This window comes from Glutamicibacter sp. JC586, assembly GCF_009805585.1.
Classification (GTDB): domain Bacteria; phylum Actinomycetota; class Actinomycetes; order Actinomycetales; family Micrococcaceae; genus Glutamicibacter.
Genome location: NZ_VHIN01000005.1, coordinates 140,824 through 157,271 on the forward strand (window position 1 = coordinate 140,824; position 16,448 = coordinate 157,271).

The 16,448-nt window shown below is 54.6% G+C and carries 15 protein-coding genes and 2 tRNA genes; 7 read left to right on the forward strand and 10 right to left on the reverse strand.

Going from position 1 to position 16,448, the window contains the following annotated elements; all coding sequences use genetic code 11:
* Positions 1-14: 14 nt before the first annotated feature.
* A complete protein-coding gene (locus FJV47_RS04220; RefSeq protein ID WP_159610354.1) occupies positions 15-749 on the forward strand; it encodes a FadR/GntR family transcriptional regulator in 735 nt (244 codons plus the stop codon).
* Between the two features lie 105 nt (positions 750-854).
* Here the strand turns inward: FJV47_RS04220 and FJV47_RS04225 are convergent, their stop codons facing one another.
* Both FJV47_RS04225 and FJV47_RS04230 read right to left on the reverse strand, forming a co-directional pair.
* Complete coding sequence (locus tag FJV47_RS04225) at positions 855-2,270, reverse strand: GntP family permease (protein ID WP_159610356.1); 1,416 nt, start codon at positions 2,268-2,270, stop codon at positions 855-857.
* A gap of 46 nt (positions 2,271-2,316) precedes the next feature.
* Entirely contained in the window at positions 2,317-2,838 is a 522-nt protein-coding gene (locus tag FJV47_RS04230) for a gluconokinase (RefSeq protein WP_159610358.1), read from the reverse strand.
* A gap of 319 nt (positions 2,839-3,157) precedes the next feature.
* On the opposite strand from FJV47_RS04230, the gene FJV47_RS04235 reads away from it, so the two are divergent.
* Both FJV47_RS04235 and FJV47_RS04240 read left to right on the forward strand, forming a co-directional pair.
* Positions 3,158-3,418, forward strand: a complete 261-nt coding sequence (locus FJV47_RS04235; protein WP_159610360.1) for a GlsB/YeaQ/YmgE family stress response membrane protein — start codon at positions 3,158-3,160, stop codon at positions 3,416-3,418.
* A 186-nt stretch (positions 3,419-3,604) separates the two neighbouring features.
* Positions 3,605-4,294 (forward strand): hemolysin III family protein, encoded by a 690-nt coding sequence (locus FJV47_RS04240; protein ID WP_200831941.1) that lies wholly within the window; start codon positions 3,605-3,607, stop codon positions 4,292-4,294.
* Positions 4,295-4,367: 73 nt separating this feature from the next.
* Here the strand turns inward: FJV47_RS04240 and FJV47_RS04245 are convergent, their stop codons facing one another.
* The 3 genes from FJV47_RS04245 to FJV47_RS04255 all read right to left on the reverse strand — a co-directional run bounded on the left by FJV47_RS04245 (position 4,368) and on the right by FJV47_RS04255 (position 7,481).
* The gene (locus FJV47_RS04245; RefSeq protein WP_159610362.1) at positions 4,368-5,642 is read right to left on the reverse strand and encodes an MFS transporter; all 1,275 of its coding nucleotides are present in this window, start codon (positions 5,640-5,642) and stop codon (positions 4,368-4,370) included.
* Positions 5,639-6,808, reverse strand: a complete 1,170-nt coding sequence (gene argE / locus FJV47_RS04250; RefSeq protein ID WP_235026336.1) for an acetylornithine deacetylase — start codon at positions 6,806-6,808, stop codon at positions 5,639-5,641. The genes FJV47_RS04245 and argE overlap by 4 nt, the downstream gene beginning before the upstream one ends.
* A gap of 100 nt (positions 6,809-6,908) precedes the next feature.
* Positions 6,909-7,481, reverse strand: a complete 573-nt coding sequence (locus FJV47_RS04255) for a TetR/AcrR family transcriptional regulator (protein ID WP_159610364.1) — start codon at positions 7,479-7,481, stop codon at positions 6,909-6,911.
* Positions 7,482-7,618: 137 nt separating this feature from the next.
* Here FJV47_RS04255 and FJV47_RS04260 point away from each other — a divergent pair, with 137 nt between their 5' ends.
* A complete protein-coding gene (locus FJV47_RS04260) occupies positions 7,619-8,830 on the forward strand; it encodes a glycosyltransferase (protein WP_159610366.1) in 1,212 nt (403 codons plus the stop codon).
* A gap of 65 nt (positions 8,831-8,895) precedes the next feature.
* Here FJV47_RS04260 and FJV47_RS04265 read toward each other — a convergent pair whose 3' ends face one another.
* Positions 8,896-9,090, reverse strand: coding sequence for a CsbD family protein (locus FJV47_RS04265; protein ID WP_159610368.1), 195 nt, complete (start codon positions 9,088-9,090; stop codon positions 8,896-8,898).
* Positions 9,091-10,075: 985 nt separating this feature from the next.
* Positions 10,076-10,148, reverse strand: a tRNA-Val gene (locus tag FJV47_RS04270).
* 225 nt (positions 10,149-10,373) lie between these two features.
* Here FJV47_RS04270 and FJV47_RS04275 point away from each other — a divergent pair.
* Positions 10,374-10,829: a hypothetical protein gene (locus tag FJV47_RS04275; protein ID WP_159610370.1), complete on the forward strand. Its 456-nt coding sequence runs from the start codon at positions 10,374-10,376 to the stop codon at positions 10,827-10,829.
* 104 nt (positions 10,830-10,933) lie between these two features.
* Here the strand turns inward: FJV47_RS04275 and FJV47_RS04280 are convergent.
* The 3 genes from FJV47_RS04280 to FJV47_RS04290 form a co-directional block, all read right to left on the reverse strand.
* Positions 10,934-11,009: transfer RNA gene (locus FJV47_RS04280), tRNA-Val, on the reverse strand.
* A 120-nt stretch (positions 11,010-11,129) separates the two neighbouring features.
* The gene (locus tag FJV47_RS04285) at positions 11,130-11,579 is read right to left on the reverse strand and encodes a redoxin domain-containing protein (RefSeq protein WP_159610372.1); all 450 of its coding nucleotides are present in this window, start codon (positions 11,577-11,579) and stop codon (positions 11,130-11,132) included.
* Positions 11,579-11,953, reverse strand: coding sequence for a DUF3052 domain-containing protein (locus FJV47_RS04290; protein ID WP_159610945.1), 375 nt, complete (start codon positions 11,951-11,953; stop codon positions 11,579-11,581). Before FJV47_RS04290 ends, FJV47_RS04285 begins: the two co-directional genes overlap by 1 nt.
* 404 nt (positions 11,954-12,357) lie before the next feature.
* Here FJV47_RS04290 and aceE point away from each other — a divergent pair, with 404 nt between their 5' ends.
* Positions 12,358-15,102: a pyruvate dehydrogenase (acetyl-transferring), homodimeric type gene (gene aceE, locus FJV47_RS04295; protein WP_159610374.1), complete on the forward strand. Its 2,745-nt coding sequence runs from the start codon at positions 12,358-12,360 to the stop codon at positions 15,100-15,102.
* Between the two features lie 131 nt (positions 15,103-15,233).
* A complete protein-coding gene (locus tag FJV47_RS04300; RefSeq protein ID WP_159610376.1) occupies positions 15,234-16,442 on the forward strand; it encodes a CdaR family transcriptional regulator in 1,209 nt (402 codons plus the stop codon).
* The last annotated feature ends 6 nt before the right edge of the window (positions 16,443-16,448 follow it).

Below are 16,448 nucleotides of genomic sequence, written 5' to 3' on the forward strand. Positions count from 1 at the left end.
GCTAAACTATCTGTATGTCAACTAGTCTGCACGCTCATGTGGTTGAGCACCTCGGTTCCCGCATCGTGGGCGGACAGATCCCCCGTGGATCGATTCTGCTAGCCGCTGAACTCGAAGAAAAACTCCAAGTTTCACGTTCTGTGATTCGTGAAGCCATTCGGGTACTGGCTCAGTCGGGGCTAGTCACCAGCACCAAGCGGGTGGGTATTCGCGTTCTGGGTGCTGAGTCATGGAACCCCTACGACACTCAAGTCATCCGTTGGCGTCTGGTCAGCGAACAAAAAGGAACGCAACTTCGTTCCTTGACTGAACTTCGTATTTCGGTGGAACCAATGGCGGCCGAACTGGCCGCTGAGGTCGCACCTGAGAATATGCGCAAGGAACTGATGATGATTTCAGCGCAGATGAGCCACTACGGTCGTCAAGGTGACCTTCACAAATTCTTGGAACTGGACATTCGCTTCCACTCCTTGGTTCTTGCAGCGTCCGGCAACGAGATGTTTGCCAATCTAGCCACCCCAATCGGCGCGATCTTGCGCGGTCGTACCGAACTCGGACTTATGCCTGAACGCCCTCACGAGGAAGCGTTGCTTTGGCACCAGTCCGTTTCGGATGCGATTTCAAACTCCGACTCGGCCGGGGCACGGAAAAATATGGAAAGCATTATGCGCAGAACCCACAATGAGATTTGCAGCCTCTGGGAAGGGCAACCCCGTGTGTTCGTTGATCCACCGAAAGAACCGCGCTAAGCATCGAAGCCGGGGCATCAACCGGCAACTGATTAAACAAAATCCGCTACTATTCACGAAGTTCATCGCGAGTAGTAGCGGATTTTTAGGTTGTGCTTTTAACCGCTAGGCCAGCACGGTAGCCAAACCGTAAAGCACCATAACGAAGACAAAACCCACGACCGAGACCAGTGCCTGGCCAACGGTCCAAACGCGCAACGTGGTGGATACATCCATGTTCAGGAAGCGCGAAACCAGCCAGAAGCCCGAGTCGTTCACGTGGCCAGCGAAGACCGAGCCCGCTGCCAAGGCAAGAACCATGGTGGCGACCTGGAATGCGGTCAGCGAGCTGTCAGCGAGAACGGCCGGCTGAACAATTGCAGCAGCGGTGGTCAATGCCACGGTGGCCGAGCCCTGAGCCAAACGAACGATTGCTGCGATCAGGAAGCCAGCAATAATCAGTGGCATGCCTACTGCCTGAAGCGAATCAGCAATCGCGTTGCCGATGCCACTGGCGCGCAGAACGCCACCGAACATGCCACCAGCGCCGGTGATCAGAATGATCGAACAGACTGGGCCCAGAGCCGAGTCGACTACGGTCTCGATCAGGGTCTTGTCCTTACCCTTACGGAAACCAAGCAGAACCATACCCAAGAGCACGGTAATCAATAGGGCGACCGGGGTTTCACCGAACAAACGCAACCAAGTTACCCAGGCTGCCTCTGGGTCGACAACGCCGGCGCTGCCAAGCATGTTCAAACCGGTGTTCAGGAAGATCAGAATCAATGGCAGCAACAGCAGGCTAAAGACGGTGCCTACTGATGGCGATGACTTGAAGTCATCCTTGCTTGATCCATTGCCCAAGGCGGCATCCAAAATATTTGGAACAGGAAGGTCGAACTTCTTGCCGACGAACTTACCGAAAAGGTGACCGGCGAAGAACCAAGTAGGGATAGCAACCAATAGGCCCAATACAAGAACCAGGCCAACGTTGGCTTCAAGAAGACCGGAGGCGGCTACTGGCCCTGGGTGTGGTGGAACGAAAACGTGCATTACCGAGAATGCGGTAGCTGCAGGAATCGCGTAGAACAATACCGATCCGCCAAGGCGACGGGCGACGGTGAAGATAATTGGCAGCATGACCACAAGGCCAGCGTCAAAGAAGATCGGGAAGCCGAAGAGCAGCGATGCCACGGAGAGGGCCAGCGGAGCCCGCTTCTCTCCAAATTTGGAGATCAACCAGTTGGTCATGACCTCTGCGCCGCCACTGGTTTCCAGCATGCGACCAAGCATTGCCCCGAGTCCGACCAACAAGGCCACGCTGGCCAAGGTTGATCCGAACCCGCTAGTGAGCGTTGTAATTACCGATCCGGCAGGGATGCCCGCAGCGATTGCGGTGAGCAAGCTGGTCAGTACCAGTGCCACGAAAGCGTGGACACGGAATTTGATAATCAGCACCAGCAGCAGGGCAACCGCCGCCACTGCTAGGCCTAGGAGGCCGGGGGTACCCAGCGTCCAGTTTAGTTCGAGCTCAGTTGTCATTGTCGTCCTTGATCAATGGAAATCCACGCCAGATTCGGCTGATGGATTAGGCGTGATTGACAGCGGTGAAGTCAGCGACTAGCTGACGCACAATATCCTCAGGGGCCTGGGTAATTTCTGCAGAGAGCACTGCTTCGTCAGGTTCAGGCTGCTCCAGAGTAGCCAACTGACTATCCAGCAGCGACGAAGGCATGTATTCGTGGGAACGAGCATTCATACGATCGCGAATGAGTGTGGATCCGCCGCAGAGGTGAACGAATACAGTTGCTGGTTCCAGACCACGAATAAGGTCACGGTACTTGCGTTTGAGTGCGGAGCAAGCAATGACCAATGGTTCGCCCTGGGCGCTACCATCGGCAAGTTTCTGGCCGATCACGCGTAGCCAAGGCTCACGGTCATCATCATTTAGTGCTTGGCCCGCCGCCATTTTTTGCCTGTTGGACTCCGGGTGCAAGCTATCGCCGTCTATAAATTCGCGATGTAATGCGTCAGCAAGCATCTGACCGATGGTTGACTTGCCGCTGCCCGAAACACCCATAACGACAATGGGCGGGACCAGTTCACTCATGTTTTCACTCCGTCGTGTGCAAACCTAATATCAGACTTAAGGATAGTTAGATTGTATAAAATCTGATTTAACAAGACTAAGAGCGCAAACCATCAGTGTCAACCATTTCTGGTGCGCGAAGTAACAAACCAATTCAAGACTCAGGTCAGATCCCAATTAGGCGACTCCGCACGGCAGACCTTCAACCACTCGTTGAAACTCCTGTGCGAAAAGTAGGAATTTCCCCGTGGGAACTGTGGAAGCCCAGCTCAAACCCATGTATTGTCACAAATGAGTGGTCAAACCCGGCCGCTACAGAACATGACCATTGGAGCGAATCATGGGATTCATTGGATGGATAGTTTTGGGCTTGATTGCTGGCGCTATCGCGAAGGCAATCTTGCCAGGTAAGCAAGGCGGCGGATGGATCGCTACGTTGCTGCTAGGTGTCGTCGGCGCTTTAATCGGAGGCTGGATTGGCAGTGCCATCACCGGTAAGGGCGTCAGCGGATTCTTCTCTCTATGGAGCTGGATCCTTGCCATCGGTGGCTCCTTGATTGTTTTGCTTATCTGGGGATTTATCACCAAGAAGCGAGCGTAGCTCGTACCCCTGAGTTTTAATCCCTCGCATCAAGCACCGAGCCCGCCGATTGTCGCTGAATTTTCAGTGGCAATCGGCGGGCTTTCGCGTGCCTGAGGGTCTATTTGGCACAGCCTCAACCCAGCTATCTCCCGTAGACTTCAAACACTGGGGATCATGCCCCGAGCACGACCACGAAGGAATCCCTTGGCTATTGAACCCATGATGCCCGAGACCCCAACTCGCTCCCCCAAGAAATTTTTGTCGGTGGGCACCGAGCGAACGCGTTGGCGAGGTTTAATTCATGCGTGGTCGACGCCGGCAATCATCATCATGAACCTCGTGTTGATCGTGCTGGCCGATGGACACTTGGCCGAATGGACCAGCGCCGTCTTCGCCTTGTGCTCCATTTTGCTCTTTGGCACCTCAGCGTTATATCACCGCGGTAACTGGACCGATAAGATTATGGGTTTGTTCCGCAGGGCCGATCACGCAAATATCTTTTTGTTGATTGCCGGAACCTATACGCCGGTCGCTGCGCTGACATTGCCAGGCAAACAGGCGATCATTGTCCTGTCGATCATCTGGGCCGGCGCTTTAGCCGGTATTCTCATCAAAACTATCTGGCCTACCGCTCCACGTTGGGTGGGCGTGAGCTTGTACATTCTGCTCGGTTGGGGTGCCGTGATGCAGCTTCCCGCGTTCTGGGCAGCTAACCCTGCGGTGTTAGTCCTGATTCTCGCTGGTGGATTGGCCTACACTGTGGGCGCGGTGTTCTACGCAACTAAACGCCCCAATCCCCTGCCAACCATTTTCGGGTTCCACGAGCTGTTTCATGCCTGTACCATAATTGCATTCCTCTGCCACTGGACCGCGGTACTTCTAGTGGCTATCTAACCACAATTCCGGCAGAAAAATACGCTGCGGGGTCAGCTCTCATGAGCGGACCCCGCAGCGTTTTTCCTTAGATCTATCGCTGACCGTAGCGTCGTCGGACAAAGAACAAACCAACCAATGAGATCACTGCGATAACCATGTAGTAGATACTCGGTGCGTCCAAAGAACCAGTCGCCTTTAATAACCAAGTCAGTACCAAAGGCGCGATACCTCCAAGCAAGGTGACACCGACGTTATAAGTCACCGAAAGCCCCGATCCGCGAATCGAAGCCGGGAACAAACCGGAAAGCAACGCTGGCATAGGCCCAAAGTAGAAGGACATGATCACGCCCAATATCGCGATCACTACAACCATGACGACAATACTTGGAGTCGATGTCATGAGCTTAAACATCGGATAGGCAAGGATAAAAGCCGCCAGCGCTGCATAGGTCATCACCTTTGCTGGTCCCACCCGGTCGGCTAGGTGCCCAACCAAAGGTACGCCACACAGGGTGATCACACCTGCAGCGATGCCGCCGAGGAAGGCAGCATCTCCCGGAATCCCGAGATTATTGACGGCGAATGTGGGCATGAACAAGATCAGGTACACCGAAATGGTGGCCACACCGATGACGCCTACCCCGGCCAACAGCCTGCCGTAGTGTTCCTTAAACAGTGTCCCGAGCGGGAATTTCTCCTTCGCAGCGCTGGTGAACTCTTCAGTCTCTTCCAATCGGGCACGGATATAAAGTCCTACCGGGCCGATCAGCAGACCAACGAAGAACGGTACTCGCCATCCCCATGATTGCAAGTCCTGAGCACTTAAACCGGTTGTCAGAAAGTAGCCAAACGCCGAAGCCAACATCATCGAGGCACCTTGGCTGGCGACCTGCCATGAGGAGTAGTAAGCCTTCTTGTGCGGAGCAGTTTCAATCAGGAATGCCGTCGCTGTGCCGAACTCACCGCCGGCAGAGAACCCCTGAATCAACCGTGAAAGCAAGATGATCAGTGCCCCGGCCACCCCGACCTTTTCAAAGGGTGGTGCGACTGCCATGATCAGCGTACCGAGCATCATCAGGCCCAAGGTCAGGGTCAGCGCCTTCTTTCGCCCCCTCCGATCGGCATAACTACCCAGCACCATTCCGCCCAATGGACGGATCAGATAAGAAATCGCAAAAGTTGCAAAAGTCAGGATTAACGCAAAGGTAGGGTCCGAATCCGGATAGAAAACCTTGGCGATGGTTGTTGCGAAGGTGGCGTAAACAATGATGTCGAACCATTCCAGGGCGGCACCAATGGAGCTGGAGACCACAGCCTTTCGGGCCATCTTCAGCTGTTGCGGTGTAGCTTGAATCGCATTACTCATCGGCTGAGTTGCCCGATCAACGAATCAATGAAGTTCTCGCACTGAACAAGTTGCTCAAGCAAAACGTATTCATTCGGAGCATGGGCCTGCGCAATATCGCCAGGACCGCAGACAACAGTTGGAATCCCTGCAGCTTGGAACAGTCCAGCCTCGGTACCGTAGGTAACTTTTTCGTCGGTGGCGTGCGCTCCACAAGCAGCGGCGAAGGCCACGATTTCCTCTTCCGGCTCGGTGTTCAACCCAGGGGCACCCGCCTGCTGCTCCAAGCTGACGGAGCATGATTCTTCTTGCTCTTTCATCTCTGCTTCTAACCGCTTGGCTTCCTCTCGGAATCGGTTGGTCAGCGCTTCACGATCAACCACTGCCAACGAACGGTATTCAAAGAACACCACCGCCTCTGACGGGATGGTATTCACTGCGATGCCTGCATCAAATTTGTTGACGTTCATCGTGGTGGTTGGCTCAATGAACGCATCATCCCGCGGCCCGTTGGTTCGCAATTCGGCGGAGATTTCCTCAACAAATCGCGCAAAACGCAGTGCGTAAGAAATCGCATTAACACCCTCGGATGGCAACGATGAGTGTGCCGCAACTCCGTTAAATTGCACTTTGAAGACGTTCATCGACTTGTGCCCGCGAATCGCACGCATGCTTGATGGTTCACCAACAAAACATCCGCGTGGAGCCAACTGTTCGGCGACGATCTTTTCCACTAGGCCGACAGCGCCCACACAACCGACTTCTTCGTCATAAGAGAGCGCAAGGTGGATTGGTTCGGACAGCTCAGCTTTGGTGAGTTGATCGAGTTTGGCCAAAATGACCCCGAGGTACCCCTTCATATCGCAGGTACCGCGGCCGAATAACTTGTCTCCGCGAACTTCGGCACTGAAGGGGTCACTACTCCAGTTCTGTCCATCCACCGGCACAACGTCGGTATGCCCGGAGAGTACGATGCCGCCGGTTCGTGTACCGTCGCTGGCTGGAATCGTCGCCAACAGATTTGCTTTGGTTCTCTCCTCGTTGTAGATCAGCGAGGACTCTACTCCGTATGCTTGAAGTTTCTCGACAACATTCTCTATCAGCGGCAGGTTGGAATCGCGACTAGTAGTGTCAACAGCGATCAGTTCGCGGATTTCTTTCATGCTGGCTTCGGACGGTGTAGCCACAACAACTCCTGAGTACTCGGCTTCATTACACTGATTTCATGCTGTCATACCATGTCACCTACACATAGAAGATTTCATACTAAGGCGATGTAGTTTCCCGCTACTTAATGCCCATCCCCTGCAGATAGGTAACGATTGCTCGCTCGAATGCGCTATCAAGATCCATGGGGTGTTGTATCTGCCCAACGACCTGAAGTAGGTGCGGATAAGCACCAAGTTCCAAGGGCTCGCTGGATACCGAACTGCCGGCATGCTCGTCCTGGTTGATCTCATAGAGAGTAAAAGTAGCTGTTATTGAATTCAGCATGGCGATGGTGTGCAGTTTTTCCGCAGCCCCTAACGTCGTATGACTTAAAGCAATCAATCCCTGCTCAAGATAAGCCAAGGCATTGGGGGTCATCACTTGTTTTTGCAGGACAATCAACGGAACCCACGGATGGTGGCGCATGATGCGTCGTCCTTGCCGCGCAATATCCAACAGTTGCTCAATTGCTGGACCGGTGCACGTTGAAAAGTCATACTCGGCACTGACTCGATCTACCATCAGCCCGGTCAGCTCGTCGAAAGACTTCACATAACGATATAACGAGGCTGCACCGGTTCCGAGGTTCGAGGCAATCGCTCTGATCGATACAGCATCAATTCCCCGAGTATCAGCCAAAGAAATGGCCACTTCAATGATTCTTTCACGGGAGTACTGAGGCTTAGGACCCGTCGTGTTTTGGGTCGATTTTTGGGCCACGGGGTGAACTCCTCAAGACTGTATAGTTAAACGCGAACACTGTTCGCAATTAATTTTACAGGAGTAGCATGCGCTTGTTGATGATCACGCCGGGCACCCGTGGCGACGTCGCACCGATGGCAGGTCTAGGCCAGAGACTTAGTGCGTACGGAATTGATGTCGCGATTGCCTCCGATGGTGCGTACCGCGAACTCGTAACCCCCTCTGGTTGCGCTTTCCGCGAGCTGCCCGGTGACATGGGCGCGATGGTCAAGCCAGCAGCTCCTGGCACAAAAACCACCGCCAAGGACTTACGGCATTACCTTGACGAACTTCGTTCATACTTTGATCAAGCGGCCACTGGAACACTGCAGGCTGCCGAGCACGGTGTAGACATGATTTTTGCCAATTCCGTAGCACCTTTTGCCTATGACATTGCCGAGGCACTCGGGGTTCCAGCGATCGGTGCACATTTGCAACCTACCGAGCCCAGCGGTGATTACGCTCCAATGGCTCTTGGCACCGCCCGGAGCTTTGGCAGTTTCGGGAACAAAGCTCTACACCGGTTATTCACCGCGTCAAAGTCGCCTTACGATGCGCCAACTGCACGTATCCGGGCAGAATTGGGGTTACCTAAGCGAAGCCGTGCAGTGTCAGATCGACTTCGACGGAAGACCAGCCAGCCGATTCTTAACGGCTTCAGCTCCGCCGTTGTACCGCGATCCGCAGGCTGGCACGAGAACGTAATCAACTGCGGTTACTGGTGGCCGACTTTCGATCCGTCATGGACAGCTTCAAAGGCGCTACGCGATTTCCTATCCGCAGGTGAACCTCCGGTATTCCTCGGCTTTGGCAGCACCGATGCACTAGGCCCAGATTTCCTTTTAGATGTTGCCCAGCGCACCGGTCGTCGAACCATCATTCAAGGCGCCGGCGAAATCAACGAGCCCAATGTATTGGGCATTGACGAGGTGCCTCATCAATGGTTATTCCCGCAGGTCGCGGCCGTCGTTCATCATGCCGGAGCCGGAACCACGGCCGCCGGATTGCGTGCTGGCGTCCCAACGGTACCGGTACCAATATTTACAGACCAGCCCTTCTGGGCTGAACGAATTCACTCCCTAGGTGCCGCGGTAGCCCCACTGCCTTATAAAAAATTGAGCACGGAGTCTTTGGCCTCGGCCATCGATGAGGCGGTGACGAATCCACGGTACACCCAGGGTGCCACACTCATTTCCGCCAAACTGGCTGCCGAAAATGACAGCGCCCTGACAGTCGCGAGGTTTCTAGAATGCTACTGACCGCGCCCGCATGCGCAGAAAGGGCACCCACCAAAATATGGCGGGTGCCCTTAATGCGTTAAATGCTATTTACTGAAGTCGTCGCGAACGTCTTTGGCTGCGTCCTTGACAGCTTCACCGGCCTGCTTCGTCTTAGCTGCGGCTTGATCCTTCACGCCTTCAGCTTGCAGATCCTCATTGTTGGTTGCGTCTCCAACGGATTCTTTAATCTTGCCCGATGCTTCCTGGGCCTTGTTCTTGATTTTATCGCCTAAACCCATCAAATGTACTCCTCTAGAATTTGATCGAACAACGAACAAGTTCTACGTTACCCGCGGTTTTCAAGAATGAGCTGTTCGATTACTTCGCATTAACTGAACATACTTGAAATTTCGATGCGGATCAGTCTCAAGTATCTCCGATTACTCTTCTCCGAAGTTTCTAGAGATTGATCATGTGATCATTCCAAGCTAAATCGACTTTTCGTAGTTCAAACTATTGCGCAATTGTGAGCTCAGGGAGTTACCCAGCAACATCTGATCCAATGATGCGCACGTCAAAGTGCTCCCTTTTCAGCGCCTACGCGATGAGCTGGACGAAGCCGCACGATTCGCCGGTTCCTTGCAATTTTCCAATGGCGGTGAAGCGGACAATGGAAAACTGGAAATCCCACACCGTGCCTATCGCACCAGCTCCCACAATCAACACGGTGTCGGCAGTTTTCGGGAAATGGTCCGCAGTACAAAGGTGACAACATTTTCGCCGAGTTCCATACCGGAAAACAATCACAGACTTTGGCCGCGTAGCAATAAGCACGTCATCAAGGCGACCGTCCACGAACAGTCAGAGGCGGCACTGTAGTCAGAGGAGACATTTCCACTGATACCAAAACCTGCACTTGGTACCCAAAAATGCGTGCCAGTTCGACGTTACGCAACTACGCCTTCGAAGGTGTGCAACCAGCATCCCGAATGGCGGCAAAATAGCTGCAGGACCAGCCGCGAGACGACGGTATAAAAGTGGGTTACTGCAGCACTCAACAGCATTCCTCTATGCAACGAAAGTCCCGGGCGACTAAGCCCTCGATTTTTCAATGCAAACATGGGGCAGAATAGTATCCCAGAGTCCGGTCAACATTGAGCAAGGTCCAGAAAGGGGTCAACGTAAAAGTTTTGGCCCTGATGCGATAACACCACCGTTGAGGATTGACGGCAAAAACCCGCTGCCCCTCATCATAAAGATAAGAAACAACGGGTTTCGCTATTGTGGGCCCTACCGGGATCGAACCGATGACATTCACGGTGTAAACGTGACGCTCTACCAGCTGAGCTAAAGGCCCTCCTGCAGCAACTCACGGAGCAAATCTCTTTGCTTCATTCTGTTTTCTGCAACAAGAAATAATTTAGTACATACCGGACTGACTTGGCAAATTGAACGGGCTATATTTCCAAAAGAGTGCCACGCATCACTAAATATCTCCCTTGGCCCCCAAGCATTCCTAAACCGGTGCCGACCCACCAAGCTACCTCACTAAAGTGTCGGTGATGTCCGACAAACTGAGAGCATGAAGACCACACGCATGCCACTAACCATCACCCTTTGCCTAATACTCTGTGCCTGCGGTTCAAACTCCCCCGGATCCGTACAGTCAGGCACGCCAACGCCCGCACCCAAGGAAGTGCTCCAACCCGCCGATCTCACCGGAGATTGGAAGCAGAAAAATTCCGAAAGTAACGATGCATACCAAGCGGCGACAATTGATGGTGAAACCATCACCATCAATTGGGTGACGAACAACGAAGATACAAAGTCGCTTTATTGGGTGGGAAGCTTTGAAGCGCCAACATCTGGTGCTGAATCCCACTCCTGGACATCCAAACGTGATCAAGAAGCAACCGAAAGTGCCATGCTAGCTTCAGGCGACGAGACTAAGAAGTTTACCTACGAAAACGGCGAAATTTCCTACGAAGCAGGAATCATGGGGACAACGACGACCGTGCGGCTGAGCAAAACTGAATAGCAACTTATTCGCGCTTGAATCATTCCGGCCGAAGTCTGGTCCGCAACTGCAACAATTCCGAAAATAAAAAATCCTCGATCCGAATGGATCGAGGATTTTTTATTTGGTGGGCCCTACCGGGATCGAACCGATGACATTCACGGTGTAAACGTGACGCTCTACCAGCTGAGCTAAAGGCCCTAACCATGTTTACTTTTGCAAGCCAACGAGGAATAACTTTACATAGGTTTTTCAGTTCCCGCAAATCGAGAAGGACACTATTTAGGGTGAACTGGAACACATGGTGCATCAAACCCCGGGCTATCGCCCCTCTATCGCCACTTTGTAGGCTTCCACGCTTCGTGCTTCGGTCATTGGAGAACTGAAAACCTCGCGCACGATTCCATCAACTACCCACAACGAGAGCCTGGTGGCCACACCAATCCGATCGTCAAAAGCATCCGCCTTACGCGCCACTTCTCCATGTGGCCAAAAATCAGCGAGTAAATCGAATTCAATACCCAGGGACTCTGCGTAGTTGCGTAGGGTGAATTTATGGTCGACCGAAATCGCCACCACGCGCACCTGATGATCCGTAAAGTACGCGTGCTCAACCTGGAGTGCTTCTAGCTCTGAACCGCAGACTCGCGAAAATGCCCACGGATAAAAGACAACCAGCACGCGACCTTCAGAAAGGTCGGTGCTGGTAATCGTCTCGCCATATTGATTGGGCAGCGAGAATTCGAACAGGCGCGAACCTGCTTGAATCATTAGTTCTTCTTACGTGGGGCGAGGCGAACTGCAGACCAGTCCTCCGAAACCCCTTCACTGGTCGTCACATGCAGGCCAGCGCTAGGGGCCTCCTGCTGAATAAGTGCTGGGGACACATGACCTTCGCGGCCCTGCTTGGGTGTCAGCAACCACACGATGCCAGTTTCGTCCAAGCAGTTGAGCGCGTCCATCAATGCGTCAACTAAGTCTCCGTCGCCATCGCGCCACCAGAAGATAACTGCGTCGACAACGTCATGATCCTCTTCGGTGAGCAGTTCTGAACCAATCAGTTCCTCGATCGAATCACGCAGATCGTAATCCACGTCATCGTCGTAACCCAGTTCCTGAATAAGGTTGTCATTTACGAAGCCCATCTTTTTAGCGGGCTCCAAGTTTGCCGATACGGCGTCGCTCACTTCATTCCTCCTGCTGGTGCAAAGCGTTACTACCAACGAAACACGGTTTTCTCGTTCCATTCAAGCGCTGTAGCGATAACACGCCGAACAAATATAACCCATAACTTCGTGCCTCAGTTCATACTGACAGGTGCTTATTGACGATAGCACCTATACGATATGGCTCAAGTCACATCAAATGTCATATTTATGCTGATTTTGGGGCGTAATCATGCTCCCAAGCCCCCACAAATGACACTAGAGTGTCATATGAACCGACAGTGCACATCACTCCAGTGTTACTGCACCCGTTGTCCCACAACCGTTGCATCGCAGTGCAAAACTGCAACGTAGCGGAGCCGCAATTCAATCAAGGAGCTTCCGTGGCTGTAGAGGAACACATCTCCCAGATCCGTAGCGGGTTGACTTACCAGCTATCAGATCAGGACCCTGAGGAAACTCAGGAATGGATGGACTCGTTTGACTCTCTTGTAGAGTCCCAGGGCACCGAGCGTGCTCAGTTCATTATTCGCTCGCTACTACAGCGTGCAGGTGCCAAGTCCGTGGGCGTCCCCCACGTGACCACCACCGACTACGTGAACACTATTCCTGTCGATCAGGAACCAGACTTCCCGGGCGATGAAGCCATCGAACGCCGCTACCGCGCTTTCATGCGTTGGAATGCAGCCATCATGGTGCACCGTGCCCAGAACCCAGCCATCGGCGTTGGCGGACACATCTCCACCTACGCTGGTGCAGCCACCCTGTACGAAGTGGGCTTCAACCACTTCTTCCGCGGCAAGAACCACCCAGGCGGTGGCGACCAGGTCTTCTTCCAGGGTCACGCTTCCCCGGGTATGTACGCACGCGCCTTCCTCGAAGGACGTTTGTCCGAAGAGGACATGGACGGCTTCCGTCAGGAAAAGTCAAAGGAGGGCCACGCCCTTCCTTCCTATCCACACCCACGCTCGCTTCCGGACTTCTGGGAATTCCCAACCGTGTCCATGGGTATTGGTCCAGCTAACGCTATCTACCAGGCACAGCTGAACCGCTACCTGCAGAACCGCGGTATCAAGGACACTTCCGACCAGCAGGTCTGGGCTTTCCTCGGCGACGGCGAAATGGACGAGCCAGAAGCACGTGGTTTCCTGCAGCTGGCAGCCAATGAAAAGCTGGACAACCTGAACTTCGTCATTAACTGCAACCTGCAGCGTCTTGATGGCCCAGTTCGCGGTAACGGCAAGATCATGCAGGAACTCGAAGCGTTCTTCCGCGGTGCTGGCTGGAACGTCATCAAGGTTACCTGGGGTCGCGAATGGGATGCTCTGCTCGAAGCAGACAAGACCAACGCCCTGGTTGACATCATGAACCAGACCCCGGATGGCGACTACCAAACCTACAAGGCTGAGTCCGGTGCCTTCGTGCGTGAGCACTTCTTCGGTCAGCGTCCAGAAACCAAGGAATTGGTTGCTGATATGACCGACGACGAGATCTGGAATCTGAAGCGTGGTGGCCACGACTACCACAAGGTTTACGCCGCCTACAAGGCTGCCGTTGAGTTCAAGGGCAAGCCAACTGTCATTTTGGCCAAGACCGTTAAGGGTTATGGCCTAGGTTCGCACTTCGAAGCTCGCAATGCGACCCACCAGATGAAGAAGCTGACCATGGAGGACCTCAAGGGCTTCCGCGATCACCTGCGTATCCCTATCACCGACGAGCAGCTCGAAGCCGATCTGTACTCGCCACCGTACTTCCGCCCAGCCGAAGATTCGGCCGAGTACAAGTACATGATGGAACGCCGTGCAGCTCTGGGTGGTGCAGTACCAACCCGCCGCAAGGAAACTTCAGTCAAGCTTCCACTTCCTGGTGACAAGGCTTACGCCATCGCCAAGCGTGGCTCGGGCAAGCAACAGGCAGCCACCACCATGGCCTTCGTGCGTCTGCTCAAGGATCTGATGCGCGACAAGGAATTCGGTCACCGCATTGTGCCGATCGTCCCCGACGAATCGCGCACCTTCGGCATGGACTCCTTCTTCCCTACCGCGAAGATCTACAACCCAGCCGGTCAGAACTACCTGTCCGTGGACCGCGACTTGGTATTGGCCTACAAGGAGTCCCCTCAGGGCCAGCTGATCCACCCGGGCATCAACGAAGCCGGCGCCGTAGCAGCGTTCACCGCTGCAGGCACCAGCTACTCGACCCACGATGAACCGCTGATCCCGATCTACGTGTTCTACTCGATGTTCGGCTTCCAGCGCACCGGCGATCAGTTCTGGGCCGCCGGGGACCAGATGACCCGTGGCTTCATCATCGGCGCTACCGCCGGGCGCACCACCCTGACCGGTGAAGGCCTGCAGCACGCTGATGGTCACTCGCCGATTCTAGCCTCGACCAACCCATCGGTAATCACCTACGATCCTGCCTACGGTTACGAAATTGGCCACATCATGCGTTCCGGTCTGGAGCGTATGTACGGCGGAACTCACGCCGATCCAAACGTGATGTACTACTTGACCGTGTACAACGAGCCAATCAGCCAGCCAGCTGAACCGGAAACCGTTGACGTTGAGGGCATCATCAAGGGCATCCACTTGCTCAAGGAAGCTACCACCGACGGCCCACGCGCACAGCTGCTGGCCTCCGGTGTGGCCGTGCCTTGGGCGTTGGAAGCTCAGCAGATCTTGGCCGACGAGTGGGGCGTATCGGCTGACGTATGGTCGGTCACTTCTTGGAACGAACTGGCTCGTGACGGTATGAACGCCGACGACGAAGTCCTGGTCGATCCTTCCAAGGCTCGCCGTACCCCGTACGTGACGTCTAAGTTGGAGTCCACCCCGGGCCCAGTCATCGCGACCACCGACTACATGCGCGCAGTGCCAGAGCAGATTCGCCCATACGTCCCAGGTGAATTCCACACCTTGGGCGCCGACGGATTCGGCTTCTCGGACACCCGTGCTGCAGCGCGTCGCTTCTTCAAGATCGATGCCCACTCGCTGGTTGTCCAGACCTTGCAGGCCCTGGTCGTGCGTGGCGAAATCCCTGCAGATACCGCAGTAAAGGCCCACGCCAAGTACGATCTGAACAACCCAAATGCCGGCAAGTCCGGCAACGCTGGCGGCGACGCCTAAGCAAAGCAGGCTGGGTTTGTGATCCAGAGCTGCTACTGCCCCCGCCAGACCGGATGGTCTGGCGGGGGCAGTACTTTAATAACTTGCCCGCACGTTCACATGCGCGCAGAAAAATCACTAAGCTTAAACCCATGAGTCCAGAACTCGATGCCCTCGCACCGAAAAACCGATCCATTCACTCGCAGGCGCCCAGCGCCCAAACGCTCAAGCGCCTAAAAAGCCACATCGGTGTTCTCTCGACCACGGCGCTAAAGTACCTGGACCAGCAGCTGCCTTGGTATCGCTCATTGGATCCCAACGAACGCGCCGCCCTCGGCTTGATCGCACAAAAGGGAATCTCCACCTTTGTTTCCTGGTATGAAGATCCCACCAATACCCCAGCCTGGGTAGTCACCGACGTTTTTGGTGCCGCCCCCACCGAATTAACCCGCTCCATCTCGCTACAAAAAGCCTTGGGATTGTTGCGCACCATCGTGGACGTGGTCGAATCGCAAGTCCCAGATATCGCCACCGAGTCCGAACAAGCCGCCTTGCGTGAAGCGGTACTACGTTACTCACGAGAGGTCGCCTTCGCCGCCGCTGAGGTCTACGCGCGGGCTGCCGAAACCCGCGGCGCTTGGGATTCGCGGCTCGAAGCCCACGTGGTTGATGCGGTACTGCACGGTGAACCCCATGACTCGCTGGCCTCACGCATCGCAGCGATCGGCTGGCGGTCACAAAAGAACATTCGCATTCTGGTTGGCGCCACACCCACCGCGAATTCCGCGACGTTTGTGGCGACGCTACGGCGAGTAGCCACGCGTTACTCCCGCGACTCCTTGGTGGGAGTGCTGGGCGATCGTTCGGTACTGATGCTCTCGGACACCAAATTTGAGGATGTCGATCTGACCCGCTTCACCCGCTTCTTCGGGCACGGTCCGGTGGTCTACTCCCCCTTGGCGCCCACGGTCAAAGAGATGCACCATGCCGCAGTGGCCGCGGTGGCCGGATACACCGCTGCCCACGCATGGTCTCAAGCCCCTAACCCGGTCAGCACCGATGACCTGTGGCCAGAGCGCGCAGCTAATGGGGACAATCTAGCCCGCACAGCGCTGATCGAACAGGTCTTCGACCCACTACTACAGGCCTCCAATGGCCTACTTGATACCCTCTCCAGCTACCTGGCTCTGGGCCATTCCCTGGAAGGGACCGCGCGTGAACTATTTGTACATGCCAATACCGTGCGATACCGACTCAAACGAGTCACCGAAGTCACCGGCTGGGACCCACTGGTCCCGCGTGATGCTTTTGTACTCCAGTCAGCGTTGCTCTACGGGCGGCTGAGAGAATCAAACTTGTAGGCTTCA

Coding starts and splice junctions, on each gene's coding strand:
- FJV47_RS04220 (WP_159610354.1), top strand. CDS start 15: ATGTCAACTAGTCTGCACGCTCATGTGGTTGAGCACCTCGGTTCCCGC.
- FJV47_RS04225 (WP_159610356.1), bottom strand. CDS start 2,270: ATGACAACTGAGCTCGAACTAAACTGGACGCTGGGTACCCCCGGCCTC.
- FJV47_RS04230 (WP_159610358.1), bottom strand. CDS start 2,838: ATGAGTGAACTGGTCCCGCCCATTGTCGTTATGGGTGTTTCGGGCAGC.
- FJV47_RS04235 (WP_159610360.1), top strand. CDS start 3,158: ATGGGATTCATTGGATGGATAGTTTTGGGCTTGATTGCTGGCGCTATC.
- FJV47_RS04245 (WP_159610362.1), bottom strand. CDS start 5,642: ATGAGTAATGCGATTCAAGCTACACCGCAACAGCTGAAGATGGCCCGA.
- FJV47_RS04260 (WP_159610366.1), top strand. CDS start 7,619: ATGCGCTTGTTGATGATCACGCCGGGCACCCGTGGCGACGTCGCACCG.
- FJV47_RS04265 (WP_159610368.1), bottom strand. CDS start 9,090: ATGGGTTTAGGCGATAAAATCAAGAACAAGGCCCAGGAAGCATCGGGC.
- FJV47_RS04275 (WP_159610370.1), top strand. CDS start 10,374: ATGAAGACCACACGCATGCCACTAACCATCACCCTTTGCCTAATACTC.
- FJV47_RS04285 (WP_159610372.1), bottom strand. CDS start 11,579: ATGATTCAAGCAGGTTCGCGCCTGTTCGAATTCTCGCTGCCCAATCAA.
- FJV47_RS04290 (WP_159610945.1), bottom strand. CDS start 11,953: ATGGGCTTCGTAAATGACAACCTTATTCAGGAACTGGGTTACGACGAT.
- FJV47_RS04300 (WP_159610376.1), top strand. CDS start 15,234: ATGAGTCCAGAACTCGATGCCCTCGCACCGAAAAACCGATCCATTCAC.